This window comes from Paraburkholderia adhaesiva, from assembly GCF_021390575.1.
In the GTDB taxonomy this organism is placed as follows: domain Bacteria; phylum Pseudomonadota; class Gammaproteobacteria; order Burkholderiales; family Burkholderiaceae; genus Paraburkholderia; species Paraburkholderia adhaesiva.
This window is the reverse complement of the sequence record NZ_JAJEJQ010000001.1, coordinates 1287988-1305726: the sequence shown is the minus strand read 5'-3', so window position 1 is coordinate 1305726 and position 17739 is coordinate 1287988. Positions and strand designations below refer to the sequence as shown.

The window sequence follows — 17739 nt, the reverse complement described above, 5'->3', positions numbered from 1 at the left end:
CGACCGGAAACGCTCCATCCGGATTTCAGGCCGTACCCGCGTCCGCCGGGAGATACACGGAAAGCCACACTGTCGGGACCGTGTCGTCAGTCCACACCACGCGGTGCCGGCAACGCGCAGGAATATGCACGTAATCGCCCGGCAACAGCTGCCGCCTCGCGGGACCGTCCTCTTCGAATTGCAGGGCTGCGCCGCCCGTCAGCAACAGCACCCATTCGTCGCGAGGATCGTCGTACCAGAACGCATCGGGGCTCACCTGGCCCGTGGACACGATCCGCTCGATAACAACACCGCGCAGCTCAACCAGCCGGTCGAACCGCTCTTCTTTCGCTTCGTGGTCAATCCCCACGAACAGGTTGCCGAATGCGCGTTCAGATAGTGTGCTCATTGAAGTGGCCTCAGTCCGTCGAGCAGCGTCGGCACCAGGTCGCTCACCGTCGGATGAATGCGCATTGCGAACTGCGGCGTCGTGAACGGTGCGCCAGCGGCCATGGTGTCGATGAATGTGTGGGTCGCTTCGTCACCCTCGATGCCGAAGATCGATGCCCCCCAGGATGCGCTTCGTCTGCGTATCCACCAGCGCCTTCATTAAGCCGTCGGTCTCGCCGCGCTCGCGAGCGCGGCCCACGCGCGACATCGGCATGATCGAAATGAGCGCAGGCTGCCCGCTCTCGCGCACCGCACCGCCCACCTGCACGCCGAAGTCCACCGGATGCTGCACAACGTGCGCGGCACGAGCGCGAGCAACATGGGCTTTGGTTGGGGTGCATCCCACGTTCACACAGGTTCCGCCGAATGCAGCGCGCTCGATCACCGCGGTTTTGCGGCCGCTCATGCCGAGCCGCACGGCAAGCGACGGTCGGCTCCGCCCCGTGCCGATCACAATCGCGTCGAAACGCTGAGCCATACCGCCTCTCCTTCCTGACGCCGTGAGAACGTGCGCCGCCTTCGCGCGTCGTGCCATCTTACGCCTACACTGGGGACGCGCTGCGCTGGCGCGTCGGTGCCATCCGGCAGCGTCGAGAAACGATTTTTTCGTACAGGAAAACGAGAAAAAGAAGCCGCCCCGGAACGCGGGACGGCTCACAGGTCGACGTCACAACGGCAAACGGGCGATGCCGATGCGCGTCAGGGGACTAGATGTTTCGAATCGGAAACCGGCGGCTCAACCGACGCATTCGCCATGTACCGCGCAAATCAGTTCACGCGAACGCTGGACCGCAGCGCGCGCACCGCGCGTCGCCACCATCATTCCAACCTGGCTGAGACTGAAGTCGGCCAAAACCATCATCTGCATCAGGTCAACCATGGGCAGTACCACTGCGGGCTGATAAAGCTGTCTCTCAAGGAAGGATTTCATGATAGCTCCCGCTGCTCGCCATCGCTTCCTGTGGAACGCCATGGCAATTCGATGAGTGTCATTCTAGGAATTGCGCTTTCGCCGATAAATGTCCCGAATACGAAGTCACTTGTCAGGCGATGCGAACAATCGACGCAGGACAGAAAGCCGGTGGTGACGCGCAGCGGCATGGACTATCGGCGCGATAGCCCGCGCAGGGCACGCGGCAAGCCACACGGCCCGGACAAGGGGGGTGCAACGAACCAGGTCGACGCTTACGCTCGCGCCGACCGCAAAGTCATCCACGGATACCGCCACGCGACAGCGGCCGTGATGTCCGGCTGGGTGGCTCGACCTGTGCACGAGAGTTCGGATCGCAGGAAAAAACGGCGGACGTGGTGCGATCCAGCTGACGTGTCGTTCTGTCGCGCGTTCTCCCCTCCTCTTTCGCGCGCGACAGGACTACAGTCGTTCGCAGACGTTCAACGTGACGCGGTGCGCCATTGCTGCGGCGCAATGTCCCTGCTGCACGTAACGCCGCCGAGCTAACGCATCATGCCGCGCAAGGCCCAGCGGCCAGGACGTCGCATTCTCAGGCCGCTGAAGCATGACGCGGTCGCCGTTTGCCGGCGCATTTTTGCGCCGCATGTGCTGCACTGCATCGCCGGGAAACTCCTGGATTCGTGCTTCGAATGGCTGAGATAGTCTGACTGTGAAAGGAGAACGAATCATGAGGCAATTATTTAACGTTGGCGTCGTCGTCGTCCTTGCACTCCTGCTGGCGAACCGGGCCGTTACCCACGTGCAAGCGCATGAAGGTGGCTCGCTCACGTGCGCACAGGGCGCGACACTCGTGAAAGCCGAGGCGATCGCACGCGGCTTCTCCGAAATCGGCGCGCGTAGCCAAGGCGAGAACTTCCTCTCGTCCTGCCTCGTTTCCGGTCAGGGCCGGGTCGGCAACCTCGTCGCCCACGACTAACGCACGCCACGCGCCCACAGGACAGGGGCGCCCAAAAACATCCGGCTGCCTGCGGGCAGCAGATTGACAGGCTTGTCCGGCCCGCACAGTGGTGTGCTGGTGCTCTTCCAGCCACAGAGACCGCACCCGAATAACCGGTATCGAAGCCGGAATATCCACCGACAGCTGCTGTCAGAGAATCCCTCGTAATCCCCGACCACGATCTGCACGGCCACCCCAATTCCCCGCCTGTAAATGCCTTCTGACTACCAGATTCCGTCGGCCCGTGCGTTTAGCCGCTCACCGGGTTTTTGGGTTGCCAACGTAGCAGTCGCGCGGCGACAATGGTCCGGCATTTAGGGGAATCTATGAAGGGACGCATCCTGTTGGCTGGTGTCGGCGTGTTGGCGGCATGCACGTCCGTCACCGACGTAAATTCGCGACAGGATGGGCATCTGATGGTGACGAGCCGGGCGCGCTGGGAGATCGTGTCCTGGAATCGCGTGAAAAACGCGGGTATCGATGAAGCACGGACCTACTGCCAGAAACACAAAAAGGAAATGCACACCGTCGAGGTGCATAGCGAAGGCATACGCGGTGTGACGACGCAGTCGGTAGATGTAGTATTCGATTGCTTCTGATTCCAGGCAGCGCCCAATCCAGCCCTGTGGGCCGCCCCGGCCCGCCGATCTGGCGCTCCAGTTGATCTGCACCTACTTTCGAAGCGCGAAATATTGCGCTTGCACACCAGCTGGGTGTCGTTTTCCCGCAGTACTCAATTGAAAAATGCGGTTAAACTGACGATACATTTTGTTACGTTTCGTCACACTCGCATCATGCTGGCAGTGTTCTTGATTGCTTGCCCGCTTGGCATCGTGGGACTCTTCTGTTTCGCCCGGCTGATCAATCCACGTACCGGGCAGATCGGCGGCCGCTGATTTCTGCCGTTTCATCGATTGGACACCTGCCGTCCGAATCTTCGGCCGGCCCAGCCAGTCAACCCGGCTTCATCATTTCCTCTCTCTGCGTTGCTGGGGAATCCTTTGCGCGGCTGATTCGGCGTGCACTCTCTAGCATCGACGCTTTTGCAAAGTTACCCGTTCGTGGTACGTGCAACAGTCACGCGACCGGGTCGTTCTCAAATGTGAACCTCGTGCAAGCGCGTCGGGCAGCCCTAATCTCTGGCCCTGGTCAGGTATGTCGTGCTGCACGTACAAGCGCGCACGGCGGTGAAACATCGCGTGTCATCGCCTCTGCGGTAGCGTCCCGTTCCATAGGCGAAAAGGGAGCCGACTTTACGCGCAAACGCCGTTCCGCGCGAAATTATTCATTGGTTCGCATAGCTTAGGCTTACTGCGTTATCGCAGGCTGGACAAATTCGGCGGAGTTAAACATTGCATTCGTGGCCACGTTGCGTAGTCATCGCCCTGCTTGAAATCTAATTCTTCCATGAAGATTGGCATTTCCAGACCACATTTCAGAAACGACGTACTTATTGGATCGACAATTGCATGCACATAAACATCAGTCGATACGTAAGGCAGGCCAACCAAATCGAGTAAGTCCCATGCGATATGCATAGCAATAGTTCTACATGAATAATTTACCAGTCCACTGTTTATAGTCATCTACACATTTTCTCGATTGCTCTGCCGTACTTTATCCGGCGCGTTCTTTATCTGATGCCTTATTAATTTCGCACTCCGATTGACACGCTTACGAAATCTCAGTAGTTTCAAAAACAGCCTTTGGTTTAGTCGTATTTTTTGCGACACCCCAATGGCTAAGTGCTCGCCTCGCAGGCGAAGATGAACCTGAGAGTCAATATAATTTAATAAGGATTATTAATGATATACGCTAAAGAAGGCTTCTTGTCCCGCGCTCGTGTGACGGCGCTTACGGTAGCGATTTGCGGGAGTTTAGCCGTCACAGCCTGTGGCGGCTCGAATCCGGTAGATTCGGTGGCGCAATCGGTAGCGAAAAGCAGCTACAGCGCCTTGAATGTAACGATACAGCCTGGGCAATCTGCTGCGAACCTGACGCTCAACGCGGGGGAAACGGAACCGCGGTTCGCGCTCACGCTTCCAGCAGGATCAACTGTCGTAAAAATCGAAGCGGCAGGCGGCACGGGAAGCCCAATTCTGACTTTGAGCCCAGCCTCCGACTTCTCGACTTCGACGTCGGAATTCACGTGCGTAAGCGCCCGGACCTGCCAATGGGCTTTTCCCGCCCTCACCCAGCCGAAAACCGTCTACATCATGGTGGGTACAAGATCGTCCTATAGCAACGTGACGCTAAATACCTATGTTGGTCCGCAGCCCAACAAGGTCATTCCGCTCAATATCGGCGAACCGCTGTCCGGACTCAGCGAACCGGTCGCGACTGACGTGTACTTTACTTTCAACGTACCAGCTGGCGCATCGCAGCTCGCCGCAAAGCTCAGTGGCGGCAATGGTGGCGGCCAGTTGGTGGTGAACGAGTCCCTGACTGATTTCAGCGGCATGTACGCCGACCCAAGCAATACCATTGTAAGAACAGTGGTCGCTGGGAAAACGTATTACTTCTTCCCGATGGCAGTAGTGAACGGTGGCAGTTACAGCAACTACACGCTGACCGGCTCCGCTCAGTAATCTCCCAACCGCAAAGGCCAGACAGAAGTCCGGCCTTTGCCTCATATCACGCCGCGCGCCCGGTCAGGCGGCGTCGGCACGCACCTCAATAACCCGCATTCGCATAAAGCTCTTGCACCACATGAGCACCATGAGGCGATCGGGTACGGGTTCGTCGAGAAGCAAGCAGCGAAACAACCCGCAGTCAAAGCCGCCTGTGTGCGGCTTCATCCCGGTCACCGAGATGTGCGGCAGCGTTCCGCTCCAGAGGCGAAACGGGATCCGACTTTAGGCGCAATCGTCGTTTCACGATAAATCATTCACGTATTCGCATAATTTAGGCATTCTTAGTTATCGAAGATCGAACACGTGTACTGGAATCTTACACTGCATGCCCGGCCGCCTTGCGCATTCGTCGATAGATGAAATGCCATACACATAATTTAGCATTCCATTGTTTATGGGAATCTGCAAATTTTCTCGAGTGAGTTGCGACGCCTCATCTGTCGTCTTATTTTTTTCTTATCTTTCGCCCTATTAACTTATCACTCCGATTGACATGTTTCACAAACCTTAGTACGTTCGAAAATAGCCTTAGGTTTGACGAATATTTTTTCGATACCCCTATGGCTAAGCGCTCGCCTCACAGGCGAAAACGAACCTGAGAGTCAATATAATTTAATAAGGATTATTAATGATATACGTTAAAGAAGGCCTTTTATTCGGCGCTCGCATGGCGGCGCTTACGGCGGCGATTTGCGGGGCCATGGCCGTCACAGCCTGTGGTGGCGGCTCGAATCCAGTGAATTCAGTGGCGCAATCGGTAGCGAAGACCAGCTACAGCCCCTTCAATGTAACGATACAGCCTGGGCAATCCGCAGCGAACCTGACGCTCAACACGGGAGAAACGGAACCGCGGTTTGCGCTCACGCTTCCAACAGGATCAACGGCCATAAAGGTCGAAGCAGCAGGTGGCACGGGAACCCCGGTTCTGACATTGAGCCCAAGCTCCACTTTCGGGGTTATTGATGGTACATACAGGTGCGTAAGCGACCGGACCTGCCAATGGGTTTTCCCCGCCCTCACCGCGCCGAAAACCATCTACATTATGGTCGGCACAAGGTCGGGCTATAGCAACGTCACGCTGAACACCTATGTTGGCCCGTAGCCGAACAGCTCCATCCCGCTCAATATCGGCGAGCCAATGTACGGAATCAGCGGGAGCAATCCGTGGCTAGAAAATGTGATGTTTACTTTCAACGTACCAGCTGGCGCAACGCAGCTCGCCGCAACGCTCACTGGTGGTACTGGCGACGTCACTCTGGTGTCGTATACAAACCCGCAGGGTAGCGGCGGAGACATGGACACCGATGGAGGACCTACCATGGTAAGACCGGTGGTCGCTGGAAAAACGTACTACTTCAACGCGATGCCAACGAAGATCCCTGGCAGTTACAGTAACTTCACGCTGACCGGGTACGCCCAGTAATCCCCCAACCGCAAAGGCCAGACAAATGTCCGGCCTTTGTATTCACATCACGGCTCGCACCCGGTCAGGCCGCCTCGGTGGGCAACCTCAATAGTCGCCGTTCGCATTAAGCTCTCGCGCCACGCGAGCACCATGAGGCGATCGGGTACGGGTTCGTCGAAAGGCACGTAGCGAAACAGCCCACAGTCAATACCGCCTGTGTGCGGCTTCATCCCGGTCACCGAGATGCGCGGCAGCACGACGATACCGACGCCGCTCGCCACCGTATGGCGGAATATCCTCCCGTTTCGTCATCGTGAACAGCACGGCGCATAACTAGTGGATGCTAGTAGTTTGCGAGATACTGAAAAGCCGCTATCGCGACGCCGCGACCAACGTCCACAGCAATTTCCCGTGGCCAAGGGTGGGCGACAAACTTCCCGACGCCGTTAAGGCGACTGGACGGGATAATCTGGATGCGCGCGACTGGTATCCAGTGCGACGCTCACCGACCTGTACGCTCCCTACCAGTGCCCCGAACTACACCAGGCTCACCAGGCGAATGACCGAACGCACGGCGTACCTGCGTCGCAGCGAGCAGCACGCGCAGAAACGTATCGTCCGGGGAGACGGATTTCCGAATACTTGCAAGTAGAGGTTGATTTCGCGCAGAACAGTTGCCGCGTCGACTGCGCCGAGCGCCGTCGCTTCGTCACCGGCCCGCCGGTACAAACCGTGGCACAGTCAGGCGCAAAAGCGGCCGGTTCTGGCTGCGCTCCGGCTTCCTTCCTTTAACAGAGCCCGGGTTGCCACGAAAGCCCTGGCTGGCTTTGACCTGCTACCGCATAGCCACAACGCGCTGCGTTGCGCGATGGTGGTGCGGGGACCGTAATTGAATTGCGCCCGTTCGGCCTTGATGGGCGGGAATCTGCCGTTTCTCGAATCGAAAAGAACCCCCAAAAAGACCCCCAACCGAGGCTCGCTGAGAGTTATCCACAGGCGCGCACTTTCGACATGGCTGATCGGAATACATGAGAAGGATTCAGGTTCCGGTCTAGAATCTTGCCCACTAGTTGCCAATTGTCCGCAATGGTTTGCGATCAAACCGCGCCTAGGCTGATCCCCCAAAAGCGGGCTCCCTTACCCGGCTGGCGCGGTTCCTCATGAGGGGCTTTGCATGTAGGGATGCAATGGGTAATGACGAGCACGCCAATCTCTTGTTGGATCGGCGCAACCGACGGTACGGCCGTTTGGCCGCGTTGAAGCTGCCGGACTGGGTGCCCGATGCTCTTGTGAGGAAGCTGGCGCAGAACATGTCCGCTACCGCTTTGGCGCGCCAATACAGCGGGCTTGATGAGCTGATCGCGCAACCACATCCAGATTGCTCGAACCCATCATGCCCGCACTGCAAGCCGACTGATCACCAACTGCAGAGGCTGGAACGCGAACGGATGCGCCTGCTCCGGCTGGCAACGTATCCAGACATGCGGCGCGCGTGGAAGGTCATCGCGACCCAAGACCGACGCGGGCCGCTGACCAAGAAGCGTTGGGCGCAGAACGTGAAAGGCGACAGCATATGCGGTTTGCTGCTGACCGAGATTGACTCTCAACTGAAAGGCGATTTTACCTATCTCCCGAAGCAAAGTGCCACGCAGACGAAGAAGTCGGCGCAGCACGTGGCGAAGCTGGCGCGCCAACTGATCGATGCGATTAATGGGCACGAGGGCGGCCCGGGACTGGCTGCCGATTTTCTGTGCGCTCATTTCGCAGCGAGGAACCTGAGCCTCCGGGCAAAGGATGGCGAGACTCGACCGCTGTATCTCGCATTTGTCCCGGCCTATTCCTGGCCATCGATGACCTATGAGCCTGACCAACGTGAATCAGGCTATGACGATCCTGATGACGAACCGCTGGACACCCCGCCATGGAACGAACTGCCGGCGGTGGACCGGTTGCGTTGGCTTTGCGACGAGGTGCGGGATACCAGTTTGTGCGACCTGCTGTCTGCTTTCGCTAATGAGATGGACGGCCAGGCCAGTGCAACGCCGCAGATTGCTCGACCGCGCAGCGGGGACCCGCGTGTCCGGGTGTTGACGAAGGCGCTATCGGATTGGATGCACGGGTGGTACGGAAGCCCGCTTGACGATGTCGTCGCCTGCTTCGTGTCTGCGATTCTCGACCTGAGGGAACCACTGACGCGCGACGATGTGCGGCCACTCCGGAAACGCGCTGCCGGGACATAACGAGAAAAAATTCGGGAGTTACGTCCCGTTTCAATAGTCTCGCCCGTCTTTACGCTGCGGACATTTCAACCAACCCCAAAGGTTTGAATATGTCCGCGAAATTCAAGAAGGCGACGCCGACCGGCAACGCATCCGCACACATCAAGGCTGCCTCAGTCGATCCGGCGCGCGCCCCTCTCCCCGCGAAAGCTGGCGCAGAGTCAGACCGTCTGACACTGCCGGTTGACGGCTACACACGTTGGGCTGAGCTCAAGCACATCGTCCCCTGCTCGCACGAATGGGTGCGCCAGCGCGAGCTGGTGGGCCGCTTCCCGAAGCGCGTCCAGCTCGGTGGCCCGCGTTGCGTTGGCTGGTCGAATCGCGAGCTTTTGCGCTGGATGGAAAGCCCGAACGACTACCACGCTCCGGGTGCGCCCGGGCTGCCCGCTGATGCACAAGGCAATCCGCCAGCAACGCCCCCGAAAGCCCGCAAGCGCACCGCCGTGGCACTCGCTACCGGCGCGGAGGGCTGATCGATGGCGACGACCCACGCGATCACGGCCGCCACGCTCACTCCGATCATCTGGATGGGCGAACGCGTCATTACGACCGAGCGACTGGCGAAGCTGTACGGCACAGAGCCGATCAACATTCAGGTCAACCACAGCCGCAATGCAGACCGATTCGAGGCGGGCAAACACTATTTCAAGCTGTTCGGCGACGATCTCAAAAATTTGCGGGTCACTTTGAGTAAGTCACAAATCTCGCCAAAGGCTCGAAGCATGATTTTCTGGACCGAGCGCGGCGCGATGCGTCACGCGAAGATGCTGGAAACGGACGCCGCCTGGGATGTGTTCGAAACGCTCGAGGACTGCTATTTCCGCCAGCGCGCGACGTCGCTCGAACCTGCCGACGCGCCGAGCACGGTTCGCGACCGCTCCCGCCTTCTGCACCGCGCCGTGGATATGAATGCCTCCCGCGGGATTTCAATCCCACGCGCCTACAAGGCTATGAGCCGCTACACGGGCGTGCGTTCTTTGCCCCACATGTCCAAAGGCGATGTTTCGAACGCCGACAGCTTCGGCGCTCGCTACGTTGCGGGCAGCGCCGCCCCCGGCGACTTCACGCGCATCGAGCGCAACACGACGAAGCTCGAAGGCGAAGCGCCGCAGCTCGGACTGTTTCCGGTGGAGGGCGACGATGAATAAGAACAGCGCCGAAGCCCAGCGCGCCCGCCTCCTGCGCGCCTTGCGACGCGGCCCCGTCGATACCGTGAGCGCCTATCGCAAGCTCGACATTCTTCACGTGCCCCGCCGCGTCTTCGAACTGCGCAAGCTCGGCCACTGCATCACGACGTCGTGGGTATGGCGCGTCACCGAAGCCGGCGAGCGCCACCGCGTTGGTCTGTATGTGCTGGAGGGGCGATAGCATGGCCTACTACTTGACTATCAGCCCCAATGGAGCTAGTTTAATCGCACTTGGGAAACGCACCCGCGAGTCCCGCTTATCCCGTGAGGATGAAACCATGAAGCACACGTTCAGCGCGTGCAGCGCGATTACACATGCCCATCAAATACACACCACCTTCGCCAGAGGATCTGGCCGAATTGAAATCGGAGCTTGGTCTTACCGGCAAACAGATGGCCGAACTTGCCTGGCTGGCGGGAGATCAGCACTGGCGCAAGTACACCAACCCGAACCCCGCGACAGCGAGGCAAATGAGTTCGCACATGTTGTTCACGATGGCTGCGCAGTTGGAGTTATCACCAGAGATGATCGAGAAGGTCTTGAACCGGATGCGCTCAATGGGCGCGACCATCGACCTGACCGAACCGAAGTAACTTTTACTGGCGACCCGGCGAACCTGCCGGGCACTTTCCCTTTCTCCATCCCCTCAATCGTTACCGGTGCTTTACGCGCTGCCGCGCTTGCCGGCACGTATCAAGACGCACTCAACATAACCGGCACGGCTCTCATCGCTATTTCTACACTCGTATCGCAGGCGAACACCCCCGATGCGTTTAGGCGTTTCTACGGCGCTGAGTACTCCTATACGGTGGAGGTGCGCCATGCGTAACCCGACAAAGGCAGCGCCGGACATGACTGTCCGCGAAGCACTCGACACCGCTGGTAACGCTCGCGCCGTGCTCGCATGGATCAACGCTGACGGGACAATCATCACGCAGCCTGTCGGCGACAACGAGTCTGTGCTGAACATCGAGCGCGACCTGATTTCGCACCTCAACAGTGAGCCATATAGCGATGCGTGGCTGGCCAAATTGCTCAACTACATAACGGTGCGCCTTGAGGGCCGCCGTATGGCGTCGGATGCGCAATCCATCGCCATACCGATTGGTTGCGAATGGCAGATCGTGTCGAATCGTAATGTGGAGGCCAACCATGCGTAAGCGATCTGCAACCACCCCTGCGAACATCGCGGCGCGCGTCAATAAGGTGCTGGCAACCGGCGACACCACGCCGTCGACCACCGAGGCCGAGCGCATCGACTACGCATTGGCAAAGCAGGTTCCGGCGATGGAACGCGGCTTCACGATCCAGACAAGCTACGGCGATTTGCGGATCGACGCCGAAGACGCCGTCGTTTTCGTCGCGGTGGTCGGTGACCTCCTGCAGAGCAAGCTGGACGGCACCGACAAGAGCGCAACGGTGAAGGCCGCCGTAATCGCCCCGGCCGCGAGCCTGCGCTCGGCGCTCACCACAATCACGAGCATCGGGCACCTGGTCGAGAACCACACGGCGGACCTGTGCGCGACGCTGGAGCTGCTGGCCGACTCGTTGCCGGCGGGTTCGAGCGCGCAACGTGTCGCCCGTGTCTGCCTCGATATGGCGATTCAGCACGAAGGCACGCACGAATCCATCCTGTCGGACCTCAGCGCAGATATCAACGCCGCAGCCTCACAAGCGGAGGTGTCCCATGAATGACATCACCCAGAACCCCTGCTCGTTGCGTAACGCGATCGAGGCGCTGGCGCAACGCGCCATTCCCACCTTCAACGACACCGAACTCGAATGGCTCACAAGCCTAGGCGATCTGGCGATGGCTGATGCATCCGATCTTTCGGAGATGCTGACCGCTATTGCGTGCGCTGACTACGACGACGAAATAGGCCATCCGTGGGAATCGACCGAGCGGTTCACAGCGTTCACGATGCATCTGGCCGCCAGCCTCGAAAAGATCGCGACGATGGGCGAAATCGCATCCAGCGCACAGAGTGCACAGAAACTTCGCGCCCATGAGGCCGGCAAGCTGCGCAAGTCTTCGCGTGCACGTAGCACTGAGGAATCCTCAGAGGGGACGAACCATGCCTGAAATCACCTGCTACGGCCTCCACTCGTCGACGGACTGGCCCTATCGCTTCACGTTGATCGTTAATCCAGAGCATGTAACGCCCGAGCTGGTCGACGAGGACTCCACGGGCCTTATCGACGCGCTGGCATGGCTCGCAGAGCGCCAGCACCTCCGCCTGAAGGACTCCGACTACAGCGCACTCCGCGTGCCGTACACGGTCGACGTGCTGCTATCCGGCCTAGTCGCCATCACCTTCGATCCGCGCGGCACCGATGCCCAAGGCATCCGGCGCGACGCGGCATTCATCCTTTCGACATTGAGGCGCGAGATTGAACGCGTCGGGAAAGCGAGCACGCAATGAACGCAATGATTGACGAACAACAACGCATTGAGGCTGCGCTCGCTTGCATTCCCCCCGATGTCGAACGCGAGGAATGGTGGCGCGTAGGCGCGGCCATCAAGCACGAGCTGGGCGACGGCGGCTTTGATGTGTTCGATGCGTGGAGCCGCGGCGCGCAAAGCTACGTGGCCGCCAATGCGCGCGACACATGGCGATCGCTGAAAGTGGACGGCGGAATCACCATCGGCACGCTCTACGGCATCGCAAGGCGCTACGGTTTCCAGCCCGCCAGCCACACCTGGCCCGTTCTCGAATCGCCGCAGCAGGTCGAGCGCCGCGCAGCACGCGAGGCACAGGCAAAAAAAGCTGCGATGGAGCGCGTGACGAAGCAACGCGAGGCCTCCACTTTGGCGCTGGCGGTATGGACTAAGGCGAATCCATCACGCGACGATCACCCCTATCTGATGCGCAAGGGACTGAAAGCCACGCCGATGTTGCGCGAGCTCGACGCGGCGACGCTGCGCAAACTGATCGGCTACGCACCGAATGCATCAGGCAAGGACCTCGCGGGCCGCGTGCTGGTCGCCCGCATTGAGCGCGACGGCAAGCTCATGAGCCTGGAGATGATCGACAGCGACGGGCGCAAATCCGCCCTTGCCGGCGGCGCGAAGGCTGGCGGCTACTGGATGGCGGCGCAGCCCGGCGCGGACACATGGCGCATTGCCATCGGGGAAGGCGTCGCAAGCGCCCAGACTCACCAGGAGATATATGCAGCAGATGGCGACGCAGCGGTCGCATCGCTCACTGCCGGGAACTTGCGCAAAACCGCCGAGGCAATGCGTGAGGCACACCCGGACCTGCCAATCCTGATTCTGGGCGAGATCGGCAACGGCTCATCGAAGGCGCTGGAAGCAGCGCAGGCCGTCGGTGGCCGACTCGTGATGCCTGACTTCGGCGACAACCGGCCCGAAGGCGCGACGGATATCAACGACCTCTTCGTGCTGCGCGGCGTAGACGCCGTGCGCGCCTGCGTGGTGGCCGCCCGCGACGTTACGCAGCCGGCGGCAAGTTCGAGCGATAGCGCCGACGATTCCGGATCGTTTCCCGGCATCGAGGGCCGCCCATGCTGGCGCGTCTACTCCGATTGGATCGAGATAGACGGCAAGCGATTCAAGCCCGGTGTCTACCACCACGGCGTGAAGCTGCCCAAGGGCGACGCGCCGCCCGAGCTGACGGACCAATGGATATGCAGCCCGCTCTACGTGCGCGCCGTAACGCGCAACCCGCAGGACGGCGATTATGGCCGTCTGCTTGAGTACGTCTCGCCGGCGGGCCGCTGGAAGAAATGGTCAATGCCGATGCTGATGCTCGCGGGCGACGGTAACGAGGTGCGCGGCGTGCTGCTGTCCGAGGGCGTCATGTTCGATCTGAAGAACCGCGGCGGCATTCTCGATTACATCGCCGGGCAGTATCCGCCCCGGCAGATGCGCGCCGCCGTCACGACCGGATGGTGCGGCGATGCCTTCGTGCTGCCAGATGACGTGCTCGGCGCGGACGATATCTGGTTCCAGTCGACGGGCCGCGAAGCGCCCTACGCGGTGGCGGGCACGTTCGAAGGCTGGCGCGAACTGGCCGCCCTCGCCAACGATAACCCGCTGCTGATGTTCGCCATGTCAACGGCATTTGCCGGCCCGCTGCTTGGGCCGCTGAACCTCGACGGCGGCGGCGCGCACCTCTACGGCGATTCTTCATGCGGCAAAACCACCGCGGCGCGTGCGGCGATCAGCGTATGGGGCAGCCCGCGATTCGAGCGCAAGTGGCGTGCAACTTCGAACGGGCTTGAGGGATCGGCAGCGCTGCATTCGGACACGTTGCTCGTGCTCGATGAGATTGGCGAGATCAAGCCGCAAGACCTCTATGAAACAGCCTATGCGTTGATCAACGGCATGGGCAAGACGCGCGCAAACCGTCACGGTGAGGCCCGGCAGGCGGCGCGCTGGCGCGTGTTCCTGTTCTCGACCGGTGAGCTGACCGTCGCCGCGCGCATGGCGGCGGGCGGCATCGAGGCGAAAGCGGGCCAGCTCGTGCGCATCCTCGACATTCCGGTGACAGGCGCTTACGGCGTATTCGAGACGTTGCACGGCCGTGAATCGGGCGGCGTGCTGTCCGACGAGATCCGCAACATGGCAGCAACGAATTACGGCCATGCCGGGCCGCGCTTCGTCGACGCGCTGATCCGCAATCTGGCTGGAGGCCTCAGGCTCACGGAGCTGCTTACGCCATTGCTGGATCGCTTCGGAAAGCTCGGCGACCAGGAGCGACGCGCAGCGCGTGCGTTCGCGCTGTGCGCGCTGGCGGGCGAACTGGCAATCGAATGGGGCGTTGTTCCGTGGACGGGCGGAGAACCCGCCAGCGCGGCGCTTCATGCGTTCCGGCTCTGGCGCTCGCAGTGGGGTGCGCCGGGCCGTAGCGCCGAGCACGCCGGCATCCTGCGCGCGGCGGCCGACTTCATCGACCGTCACGGCAGCGCGCGCTTCTCGAACATCGACGGCAGCGCGGACCTGATCCGCGATCGCGCTGGCTGGTGGAAACAGGACGATGGCGAGCGACGCCTCTACCTGTTCACTTCGGGCGGATTGCGCGAGGCGACGAAGGGGTACGACTTCAACCGCGTACTGCGCGCCATCGACGAAGCCAAAGCGTTCACCGACAAAGGCAAAGCCGAAGTCGCAAAAGTGACGCATACACCTGAGGGAAAGAAGCGCCTGTATCACGTCGCCCCCGATGCGCTCAACGGAGGCGACAAGTGAAGACCTTTGCAGTATGCGGCGTAACGGCCGTAACTGACGTAACAGCCCCACCAGCCAAGGCTTTAGCCAGTTACGGCAGCACATGCACAGGACGTAACTGGCGTAACGCGCACCATGCGGCTCGCGGAGCCAGTAACGCCAGTTACGGCGCCGCTGGCGTCGGCGTAACCCATCAAACCCTTGCAGGATGGGCGTGTTACGGCGGTAACGCCAGTTACGCCACAAAACTCAAAGTGCAATCCAGTCTCACGGAATCGGAGATCGGCCATGGCGCTTGAACCCGGTACGCAACGCGTCATCGCGTGGACCAAGGCGGGTTGCCCGCTCCCCGGCGAAGCGGCCTACGACGAATTCATGCGCCAGCGAGACGGCAGCAGCGCAGCGGGTGTCCAGCCAACGACGCCAGAAACGGCCCGCAGCGAGTCCGCGACACCCAGTCCGCGCGAAGTGTCGGACGGCGCATTGCGAAGCCGCAGTGGCGGGCTGTATCTGCCGTGGGGGCCGTACCTCTCGGCGGACGATGTGCGCCGGATGCGCGCCGAGCTCGTTGCGATGCTCGAGGAGCTGTCCACGCTCGAGCGCTGGCCGCGCGAGTTGCTCGACGACACCATGGCGAGGGCGATCCGCGCGCCGCTGGCAGACCTGCTGCCGAACCTGCACTACTTCCGTGCTCGCCTGAAGGCAATGCGCGTTCAGGCCGCCACGAGCGCCGAGGTTGCAAATCGCACCTGGCGGGCCAACGAAGACCTGACGAATCGCGGATATCCCGAGCACACCGCCACGGCGGCCACGAAGAAACGCACGCGGGCCGGGAGGATGAGATGAGCGAGACCCAAACGCTGACCGGCCGAATCCGCGCGCTGATGACGGATGGCAAGCCGCGCACAGCCGCCGAGGTGGCCGTGCTGTTCAATGCCCGGGTGAAGCTCGCGCGCGACGTACTCTCACACATGGTCGCGACGGGGCAGGCCCACGTGTGCGGCCATGTCGGCGCAAATCACGCGAGGGTCTTCCGCTTCGGGCCCGGCGAAAATGCCCCGCTGCCACTGCTCGACTCGGAGAAGGCGCGCCACAAGCGCGGGAACGTAGCGCGGTGGCGTGAAGCCCATCACGCGGCGGTCGATCCGTGGCACGAGCCAAAGCAACGCTACTCCGACGAAGAGCTGGACCGCCGGTACCGTTGCACGGGCGCGTGGTGGCCGAAGGCCGATCCCGTGGTAGTGAACGCCATGCGCGCGCTGGTGCGAGGAGGTGCGCAGTGAACGCAGCGCAGTACTCCCCCATTGCGCAGAAAGCTCCGACGACGCTCGCTACGCTTGCGAGCGCGACAGCAGTATGTCTGTCCGTGCTGGCGGGCTGGCAGCGCGGCGGATGGATCGCGGAGCGCGTGCTGTGGATCGCAATCGGCGTGGTGCTGGTGCTCACCGCGCACCTGTTGCCCGCGCTGCTCCGGCGGCAGCCGTGGCCTTTGCTCATGCCCGGCGCGCTGCTGTGGGCCGCCAGCATGGCCGCGGCCTGCTACGGGCACGCCGTGTTCTTCACGCTGGCCCAGCGGCACGCCGCCGAGGCCCGCGCCGAGCGCGCCGCGCAAACGCCGCCGATTTCACCAAGTAGCACGCCGACCGCTTCGCGATCGCTCACCGAGATTGCCCGCGATCGCGCCGCCGCGGTCGCGCGACTCGCCGAGGCCAAGGCGCGACGCTGCCCGACCTCGTGCGCCGCCCTCGACGCCAGGCGCACGGCACTGGCGGCGCGCGTCGATGCGCTCGACACCGAGGCCTCCGAAGCACACCGCCAGCAAGCCGCGCAGGATCGCGCAGAGGCCGAACTCAACGCCGCACGTGCGGATCCGGTAACGATGCCGCTCGCCGCCCTGCTCGGCATTCCGGCCGCGCGACTCGATCTGCTATCGGGCCTGGCGTTCGCCGCGGTGCTGGAGGGCGTCGCGTGCTTCTGCTGGCTGCTCGCGCTTCAGGGATCGCCGCAGCACGCGGCCACGCCTGAGGCCGTTACCGGGCCGGGTAACGCCGTCAGTAACGATCCGCGCACCGACCCGGTAACGGCCCCGCCCGCGCCAGCAGTTGCGCCAGTAACAGCACTGGCAGCAGCTGAGCCGGACCGCCCGCTGGGCACGAACCCGGACATCGGGCGCGTCACACAAGCGATCGCGGCGGGCGAGCTGCGCGCCACAGTCGCGGGAATTCGCCGCTATCTCGGGTGCTCGCAGACACGGGCCGTCGAATTGCGGCGGTTGCTCAATAACGAAGGGGGAATTGCATGATCGACGGATTGATTGCGGGAAGGCTCTACGGCACCGCGCAAACGCGTACCGGCCAGAGCGGCCGGGAATTCGTGACGGCCAAGGTTCGCGCGAGCACCAGCGACGGCGAAGCCCTGTTCGTGAACGTCATCACGTTTTCGGACAGCACGGCGGCGGCACTGCTCGCGCTCGAGGACGGCGACGCGGTATCGCTGGCGGGCACGCTCACGCCGAAGGTCTGGGCCGACAGGCACGGTGAGGCGCGACCCGCGCTCGACATGGTGGCGCACGCGGTATTGACCGCGTATCACGTGCGGCGCAAGCGCAAGGCCGTGCTAGCCGACGATCCAACTGATGAGGGTTCCGCCAGCCGGCCAGCCGCGAGCGGCACCGCGGCGGATTTTGACGACGATCTTTGAGGAA

Annotated in this window: 22 protein-coding genes and 2 pseudogenes; 19 read left to right on the top strand and 5 right to left on the bottom strand. The window is 61.5% G+C overall.

Features of this window, described 5'->3' with window-relative positions; translation table 11 throughout:
• Positions 1-25: 25 nt before the first annotated feature.
• From L0U80_RS05875 to L0U80_RS05865, 3 genes and pseudogenes are all read right to left on the bottom strand, one after another.
• On the bottom strand, positions 26-388 hold the full coding sequence (locus L0U80_RS05875) for a cupin domain-containing protein (protein WP_233863042.1): 363 nt from the start codon (positions 386-388) through the stop codon (positions 26-28).
• Positions 385-679: pseudogene (locus L0U80_RS31790) on the bottom strand (oxidoreductase dimerization domain-containing protein); the annotation flags it as partial. The gene L0U80_RS05875 and the pseudogene L0U80_RS31790, both read right to left, overlap by 4 nt.
• A 486-nt stretch (positions 680-1165) precedes the next feature.
• Complete coding sequence (locus tag L0U80_RS05865) at positions 1166-1360, bottom strand: hypothetical protein (protein WP_233863041.1); 195 nt, start codon at positions 1358-1360, stop codon at positions 1166-1168.
• 709 nt (positions 1361-2069) lie between these two features.
• Here L0U80_RS05865 and L0U80_RS05860 point away from each other — a divergent pair.
• Both L0U80_RS05860 and L0U80_RS05855 read left to right on the top strand, forming a co-directional pair.
• Complete coding sequence (locus L0U80_RS05860; RefSeq protein WP_233863040.1) at positions 2070-2318, top strand: hypothetical protein; 249 nt, start codon at positions 2070-2072, stop codon at positions 2316-2318.
• A 347-nt stretch (positions 2319-2665) separates the two neighbouring features.
• Positions 2666-2938, top strand: coding sequence for a hypothetical protein (locus L0U80_RS05855; RefSeq protein ID WP_233863039.1), 273 nt, complete (start codon positions 2666-2668; stop codon positions 2936-2938).
• A 72-nt stretch (positions 2939-3010) separates the two neighbouring features.
• Here the strand turns inward: L0U80_RS05855 and L0U80_RS05850 are convergent, their stop codons facing one another.
• Positions 3011-3250 carry a hypothetical protein gene (locus tag L0U80_RS05850; protein ID WP_233863038.1) on the bottom strand — a complete coding sequence of 80 codons (240 nt, stop codon included), beginning with the start codon at positions 3248-3250 and terminating at the stop codon, positions 3011-3013.
• Between the two features lie 894 nt (positions 3251-4144).
• Here L0U80_RS05850 and L0U80_RS05845 point away from each other — a divergent pair.
• From L0U80_RS05845 to L0U80_RS05835, 3 genes are all read left to right on the top strand, one after another.
• On the top strand, positions 4145-4927 hold the full coding sequence (locus L0U80_RS05845) for a hypothetical protein (protein ID WP_233863037.1): 783 nt from the start codon (positions 4145-4147) through the stop codon (positions 4925-4927).
• Between the two features lie 673 nt (positions 4928-5600).
• Positions 5601-6074, top strand: coding sequence for a hypothetical protein (locus tag L0U80_RS05840; protein ID WP_233863036.1), 474 nt, complete (start codon positions 5601-5603; stop codon positions 6072-6074).
• Between the two features lie 36 nt (positions 6075-6110).
• Positions 6111-6395 carry a hypothetical protein gene (locus L0U80_RS05835; protein WP_233863035.1) on the top strand — a complete coding sequence of 95 codons (285 nt, stop codon included), beginning with the start codon at positions 6111-6113 and terminating at the stop codon, positions 6393-6395.
• Positions 6396-6481: 86 nt separating this feature from the next.
• Here the strand turns inward: L0U80_RS05835 and L0U80_RS05830 are convergent.
• A pseudogene (locus L0U80_RS05830) lies at positions 6482-6667 on the bottom strand (hydrogen peroxide-inducible genes activator); the annotation flags it as partial.
• A gap of 897 nt (positions 6668-7564) precedes the next feature.
• On the opposite strand from L0U80_RS05830, the gene L0U80_RS05825 reads away from it, so the two are divergent.
• The 14 genes from L0U80_RS05825 (at position 7565) to L0U80_RS05760 (ending at position 17735) form a co-directional block, all read left to right on the top strand.
• Entirely contained in the window at positions 7565-8617 is a 1053-nt protein-coding gene (locus L0U80_RS05825; protein ID WP_233863034.1) for a hypothetical protein, read from the top strand.
• A gap of 89 nt (positions 8618-8706) precedes the next feature.
• Complete coding sequence (locus tag L0U80_RS05820) at positions 8707-9129, top strand: helix-turn-helix transcriptional regulator (RefSeq protein ID WP_233863033.1); 423 nt, start codon at positions 8707-8709, stop codon at positions 9127-9129.
• Between the two features lie 3 nt (positions 9130-9132).
• Positions 9133-9804 carry an ORF6N domain-containing protein gene (locus tag L0U80_RS05815; protein ID WP_233863032.1) on the top strand — a complete coding sequence of 224 codons (672 nt, stop codon included), beginning with the start codon at positions 9133-9135 and terminating at the stop codon, positions 9802-9804.
• Positions 9797-10024 carry a helix-turn-helix domain-containing protein gene (locus L0U80_RS05810; RefSeq protein WP_233863031.1) on the top strand — a complete coding sequence of 76 codons (228 nt, stop codon included), beginning with the start codon at positions 9797-9799 and terminating at the stop codon, positions 10022-10024. The genes L0U80_RS05815 and L0U80_RS05810 overlap by 8 nt, the downstream gene beginning before the upstream one ends.
• Positions 10025-10158: 134 nt before the next feature.
• Positions 10159-10437 (top strand): XRE family transcriptional regulator, encoded by a 279-nt coding sequence (locus tag L0U80_RS05805; RefSeq protein ID WP_233863030.1) that lies wholly within the window; start codon positions 10159-10161, stop codon positions 10435-10437.
• Positions 10438-10665: 228 nt separating this feature from the next.
• A complete protein-coding gene (locus L0U80_RS05800) occupies positions 10666-11004 on the top strand; it encodes a hypothetical protein (RefSeq protein WP_233863029.1) in 339 nt (112 codons plus the stop codon).
• Entirely contained in the window at positions 10997-11539 is a 543-nt protein-coding gene (locus L0U80_RS05795; protein WP_233863028.1) for a hypothetical protein, read from the top strand. The genes L0U80_RS05800 and L0U80_RS05795 overlap by 8 nt, the downstream gene beginning before the upstream one ends.
• Positions 11532-11927: a hypothetical protein gene (locus tag L0U80_RS05790; RefSeq protein WP_233863027.1), complete on the top strand. Its 396-nt coding sequence runs from the start codon at positions 11532-11534 to the stop codon at positions 11925-11927. The genes L0U80_RS05795 and L0U80_RS05790 overlap by 8 nt, the downstream gene beginning before the upstream one ends.
• Complete coding sequence (locus L0U80_RS05785; RefSeq protein WP_233863026.1) at positions 11920-12267, top strand: hypothetical protein; 348 nt, start codon at positions 11920-11922, stop codon at positions 12265-12267. Before L0U80_RS05790 ends, L0U80_RS05785 begins: the two co-directional genes overlap by 8 nt.
• Positions 12264-15056 (top strand): DUF927 domain-containing protein, encoded by a 2793-nt coding sequence (locus tag L0U80_RS05780; protein WP_233863025.1) that lies wholly within the window; start codon positions 12264-12266, stop codon positions 15054-15056. The genes L0U80_RS05785 and L0U80_RS05780 overlap by 4 nt, the downstream gene beginning before the upstream one ends.
• 267 nt (positions 15057-15323) lie before the next feature.
• Entirely contained in the window at positions 15324-15881 is a 558-nt protein-coding gene (locus L0U80_RS05775; RefSeq protein WP_233863024.1) for a hypothetical protein, read from the top strand.
• Entirely contained in the window at positions 15878-16318 is a 441-nt protein-coding gene (locus L0U80_RS05770; RefSeq protein WP_233863023.1) for a hypothetical protein, read from the top strand. Before L0U80_RS05775 ends, L0U80_RS05770 begins: the two co-directional genes overlap by 4 nt.
• Positions 16315-17337, top strand: a complete 1023-nt coding sequence (locus L0U80_RS05765; protein ID WP_233863022.1) for a hypothetical protein — start codon at positions 16315-16317, stop codon at positions 17335-17337. The genes L0U80_RS05770 and L0U80_RS05765 overlap by 4 nt, the downstream gene beginning before the upstream one ends.
• Positions 17334-17735: a single-stranded DNA-binding protein gene (locus tag L0U80_RS05760; protein WP_233863021.1), complete on the top strand. Its 402-nt coding sequence runs from the start codon at positions 17334-17336 to the stop codon at positions 17733-17735. The genes L0U80_RS05765 and L0U80_RS05760 overlap by 4 nt, the downstream gene beginning before the upstream one ends.
• Positions 17736-17739: the final 4 nt, after the last annotated feature.

Excerpts from the sequence above, each read along its gene's own strand:
- L0U80_RS05875 (WP_233863042.1), bottom strand. The coding sequence starts at position 388 with ATGAGCACACTATCTGAACGCGCATTCGGCAACCTGTTCGTGGGGATT.
- L0U80_RS05865 (WP_233863041.1), bottom strand. The coding sequence starts at position 1,360 with ATGAAATCCTTCCTTGAGAGACAGCTTTATCAGCCCGCAGTGGTACTG.
- L0U80_RS05860 (WP_233863040.1), top strand. The coding sequence starts at position 2,070 with ATGAGGCAATTATTTAACGTTGGCGTCGTCGTCGTCCTTGCACTCCTG.
- L0U80_RS05855 (WP_233863039.1), top strand. The coding sequence starts at position 2,666 with ATGAAGGGACGCATCCTGTTGGCTGGTGTCGGCGTGTTGGCGGCATGC.
- L0U80_RS05850 (WP_233863038.1), bottom strand. The coding sequence starts at position 3,250 with ATGAAACGGCAGAAATCAGCGGCCGCCGATCTGCCCGGTACGTGGATT.
- L0U80_RS05845 (WP_233863037.1), top strand. The coding sequence starts at position 4,145 with ATGATATACGCTAAAGAAGGCTTCTTGTCCCGCGCTCGTGTGACGGCG.
- L0U80_RS05840 (WP_233863036.1), top strand. The coding sequence starts at position 5,601 with ATGATATACGTTAAAGAAGGCCTTTTATTCGGCGCTCGCATGGCGGCG.
- L0U80_RS05835 (WP_233863035.1), top strand. The coding sequence starts at position 6,111 with ATGTACGGAATCAGCGGGAGCAATCCGTGGCTAGAAAATGTGATGTTT.
- L0U80_RS05825 (WP_233863034.1), top strand. The coding sequence starts at position 7,565 with ATGGGTAATGACGAGCACGCCAATCTCTTGTTGGATCGGCGCAACCGA.
- L0U80_RS05820 (WP_233863033.1), top strand. The coding sequence starts at position 8,707 with ATGTCCGCGAAATTCAAGAAGGCGACGCCGACCGGCAACGCATCCGCA.
- L0U80_RS05815 (WP_233863032.1), top strand. The coding sequence starts at position 9,133 with ATGGCGACGACCCACGCGATCACGGCCGCCACGCTCACTCCGATCATC.
- L0U80_RS05810 (WP_233863031.1), top strand. The coding sequence starts at position 9,797 with ATGAATAAGAACAGCGCCGAAGCCCAGCGCGCCCGCCTCCTGCGCGCC.
- L0U80_RS05805 (WP_233863030.1), top strand. The coding sequence starts at position 10,159 with ATGCCCATCAAATACACACCACCTTCGCCAGAGGATCTGGCCGAATTG.
- L0U80_RS05800 (WP_233863029.1), top strand. The coding sequence starts at position 10,666 with ATGCGTAACCCGACAAAGGCAGCGCCGGACATGACTGTCCGCGAAGCA.
- L0U80_RS05795 (WP_233863028.1), top strand. The coding sequence starts at position 10,997 with ATGCGTAAGCGATCTGCAACCACCCCTGCGAACATCGCGGCGCGCGTC.
- L0U80_RS05790 (WP_233863027.1), top strand. The coding sequence starts at position 11,532 with ATGAATGACATCACCCAGAACCCCTGCTCGTTGCGTAACGCGATCGAG.
- L0U80_RS05785 (WP_233863026.1), top strand. The coding sequence starts at position 11,920 with ATGCCTGAAATCACCTGCTACGGCCTCCACTCGTCGACGGACTGGCCC.
- L0U80_RS05780 (WP_233863025.1), top strand. The coding sequence starts at position 12,264 with ATGAACGCAATGATTGACGAACAACAACGCATTGAGGCTGCGCTCGCT.
- L0U80_RS05775 (WP_233863024.1), top strand. The coding sequence starts at position 15,324 with ATGGCGCTTGAACCCGGTACGCAACGCGTCATCGCGTGGACCAAGGCG.
- L0U80_RS05770 (WP_233863023.1), top strand. The coding sequence starts at position 15,878 with ATGAGCGAGACCCAAACGCTGACCGGCCGAATCCGCGCGCTGATGACG.
- L0U80_RS05760 (WP_233863021.1), top strand. The coding sequence starts at position 17,334 with ATGATCGACGGATTGATTGCGGGAAGGCTCTACGGCACCGCGCAAACG.